This window comes from Rhodococcus chondri (assembly GCF_036327435.1).
Lineage (GTDB): Bacteria > Actinomycetota > Actinomycetes > Mycobacteriales > Mycobacteriaceae > Rhodococcus > Rhodococcus chondri.
The window spans coordinates 1-3,871 of sequence record NZ_JAUZMZ010000278.1 but is presented as its reverse complement, the minus strand read 5'-3'; the positions used below and the strand labels follow the sequence as shown (position 1 = coordinate 3,871).

Here is a 3,871-nt window from a genome sequence, read left to right as displayed (position 1 = left end):
CCCGGACCGTGGAACCGGGCTCCCACCCGAGCGGTGTCGGGTGCATCCTCGTGCCCTGACACTGAAATCAGCATCGAACGACGCAAACCCGACCTCCGGTCAGGCCGCGCGAAAAATCGAGGCTAGCCACCCGGACCCCACCGACGGCGCCCGCCCGGACCCTACGGTTCGGCCGGGCGCCGCTCGCGTGCTGCGGCCCGGCACTCGGCGAGTAGCCGCTCGGCTCGCTGCGCGCGCCGCGGAAAACCACGCTCACTCAGCAGGGTCACCCATTCCTGGGCCCACCGGCATGCGAGGTCGATGTTGTCGGGGGTGGGGTCGGCCACCAGCAGGAGGATCGCGGTTTCCTCGTCCAGCTGGGCGGTGTGCAGGGCGGTTCCCGTTTCGGGTCGCGGGTGTTTCCCGTATTCGGCGACCGGCCGCGCACTCGTTCCCGGCAGCGGCGGCAGACCCAGCCGGACGCGTTCGTTCTCCACGGCTGCCGCCAATCGGTCGAGCCGCATCGTGGCGGCGGCACGGGCACCGTCGTGCAACCGGTTCGTCGCAGTCTCCTGATCGCCGCGCAGAGCTTTGATGCGGGCACCGACGACATACCGCGCGATCTTGAAATCGACGACTCCGCCTTCGGCGCCGAGCGCGTAACCGTCGTCGAGCAGGCGTTCGGCTTCGTCGATTTCGCCTTGCTCGTACAGGAACTCCCCCAGCACCGAGCCGGCGAGCAATGCCGGCGAGGAATGCCGGCCGCTACCGGCACACGAGAGCCGGAACGCCTCCCGCAAGTACTCCCCGGCCGTCTCGGTGTGGAGTTGTTCGAGCGCTGCGAGACCGCGTAGCGCGTACCCGTGCATGAGGTTGTAGGGCCCGCCGTTGAGTTCGTGGTACGGCTCGGCCAGCGACTGCAGCCGCTGCGCCTCGGCGAACTCGCCGCGGTAAATCGCGTCGAACGTCGCGGCGTTGAGTCCCGTCGACACCACCAGCGGCGCCAGCGAGCCGGCGCGTGCGAGTACGTGTTCGACGAGGTCACCCATCCGGCCGGTGCGGTCGGCGCGCACGTCGAGGAGGCGTCGCACCACCTCGGTCTCGACGGTCATGTCGTCGGCTTCCTCCCCGGTTACCCAGCCCGCCGCAATGCCCGATTCGACCAGGTCCAGCGCATGCAGGCCGCGCTGAGGATGGTGGATGACGATGTTCGCCCACGCGAGTGTGAGCTGCAGCCGCGGCCGGGACACCACCGCGCGGCGCGGGAGTTTCGCGGCGAGACCGAGCAGGGTGTTGGCCTGACCGTTCGCCAGCAGCATGCGTCCGTCGTGCTCGACGATATCGACGGCACGCTCGTCGTCCGCCGCGGCGAGCGCGTGGTCGACGGCCTCGCTCGTCATGGAATGCTCCGCGAACCAGTTCGAGGCGGTGCGGTGCAGCCCGGCGAGCCGGTCGGGAAAGTCCCGCTCGAGGCGTTGCCGCAGGAATTCGGCGAACAGCGGCTGGAACCGGAACCAGCGTCCCTCGTCGTCCACGCTGTGCAGGAACAGGTCTTGTTCCTCGATCTCCTCGAGCATCGCCTGCCCGCGGCCGCGGCCGCTGAGAGCCGATGCCAGACTGCCGCACGTGCGTTCGGTGACGGCCGCAGTGAGCAGGAACTCGACGAGGTCCGGGTCGAGGGCTGCGAGAACATTCTCGGTGAGGAACTCACCGATCCCGCGATGCCGACCGGACAGGTGGGCGACGAGATCTCCGGGATTGTCGTGGCAGCGCAGCGACATCGATACGAGCTGCAGTGCGGCGGGCCAGCCGTCGGTGGCGGTGGTGAGGTCGTCGATCAGCGAGTCGTCGAGCTCGAGACAACAGTGGTCGCAGAGAAACTCGCGCACCTCCTCGCGGTCGAAAGCCAGCATGCTGTAGTCGATTTCGATCAGTTCGCCGAGGACACGCATGCGGCTCATCGGCAGTCCGGTGCGGGTGCGCCCCACCACCATCACCTGCAGGTGATGGCAACTGTTGTCGAGCAGGAACGCCATCGCCGCGATCGTCGCGTGATGGGTGATGCGGTGCCAGTCGTCGACGATCAGGACGATCCGGCAACCCTCGGCGTGGATCTCGTCGATCAGCGACGTGAGCACGTACCGTTCGGCCTCGTCGCCGTGCTCGTCGAGGACCTGCCCCAGTTCCTGTGCGAGCGTGGGCCGGACCTGCCGGATCGCTTCGACGAGGTGCGCGAGGAACCACACGACGTTGTTGTCGTCGTGGTCGACGTTCAGCCACGCCACCGGAACGTCCTGCTGGTCGAGGACATAGCGCCATTGGAGGGCCAGCATCGTCTTCCCGTATCCCGCCGGGGCATGCACGACGACGAGCCTTCTGCGTTGCTCGGCACCGAGCACGTCGAGCAGCCGCCGCCGCGCCACCAACCGGCGGCCGGGTACCGGAGGCCGGAATCTGGTCGCGGGGACGGGGGGTGTCGTCGATCTCGAGGGCGAACCCGTCCGCCGGGTACTGCGCTCGCCCGTGGGGGGCGCGGTACCCGGCGCACCGTGGAGCGCGCCCGTTCCGACTGCGCCCGTGTCACCGGCGACGAGCAGTTCGTCGGGGGTCAGTCCCTCCGCTACCTGGATACTGCGCAGCGACTCCCCGAATTCGGCGGCGGTCGCGGGCCTGCCCGACGGATCGACGGACATGGCCTCTTCGATCGCCTCGCACAGGGCGTCGGGGATGCCGGTGGTCCGGAGATCCGGGACGGGTTCGGTGGTCACCCGTACGAACTGCGCGACCATCCGTTCACCGCTGCGCCGCTCGAACGCAGCGTGCCCGGTGAGCGCACAGAACAGGGTGGCCGCGAGGCTGTACACGTCGGACGCTGCGGTGGGCGTGCTTCCGGCGAGCACTTCCGGCGCGGTGAACGCCGGTGAGCCGGTGACTTCGCCTGCCGAGGTTTCGAACCCTCCGCGCACGCGCGCGATACCGAAGTCGGTGAGCTGGGGCTCGCCGAAATCGGTGAGCAGGATGTTGGCGGGTTTGACGTCGCGGTGGGCCACTCCGAGCCGGTGTGCGGTCTCGAGCGCGCCGCACAATTTGACCCCGATCCGCAACGCTTCCTGCCAGCCCACCGGCCCCGACCGGCGGATCCGCGCATCGAGCGAATCCTTCGGGTGGTACTGCATCACCAGGTAGGGCCGGCCCGATTCGGTCGTGCCGATCTGGAAGATGTGCACGATGTGCGGGTGCCCGGACAGCCGTCCCATCGCACGCTGCTCACGCAGGAACCGCTCGAGATTGTCGGGGTCCGGACCCGAAGTCAGTACCTTGACCGCGACGACCCGGTCGAGTGCAACCTCCCGGCAGCGATAGACCAGCCCGAACCCCCCACGGCCGATCTCCACCGCGTCGGTGAATCCGGCGGCAGCAAGTTCCTCGACGACATCGGGGCCGGTTACCGGCCCGATGTGGCGCTGGGTCGGCAGCGGATCCTGCCCTGCCACGGTATGTCCTCACATTCCACTCGGCAACGGCGTCGCGTCCGGTTTGCGAATTCACCTCTTTCGAGGATATAGCCGCAGCCGTCCCCGCGACCGGCCGTCGGCGCAACGGGTTTCATCCCGCCGCGCGCGGTCAGACGACCAGACGCGGTTCGTGGAGATTCCGGCCCAGGGCCAGAGCGTCGTACGCGGCGGCGACCGAGGCGACCGCGCGGCGCAGCGCGACCGGCGGCTGGGTGTAGGGCAGGCGCACGAACCTCTCGAACGCGCCCTGCACACCGAATCTGGGCCCGGCTGCGAGCACCACACCGTGACTGGGGGCGGTCGCGGCAAGGGCCGTCGACACCGGCTCCGGCATCCGCGCCCACAGCGACATGCCGCCCTGCCCGACGGTGTACTCC

1 protein-coding gene and 1 pseudogene are annotated in these 3,871 nt (G+C 69.1%); both read right to left on the bottom strand.

Annotation, left to right across the window (positions count from 1 at the left end; genetic code table 11):
* Positions 1–161: 161 nt before the first annotated feature.
* Positions 162–3,473 (bottom strand): protein kinase domain-containing protein, encoded by a 3,312-nt coding sequence (locus Q8814_RS24920; protein WP_330154640.1) that lies wholly within the window; start codon positions 3,471–3,473, stop codon positions 162–164.
* A 130-nt stretch (positions 3,474–3,603) separates the two neighbouring features.
* Positions 3,604–3,871, bottom strand: a pseudogene (locus Q8814_RS24915) (PLP-dependent aminotransferase family protein); the annotation flags it as partial.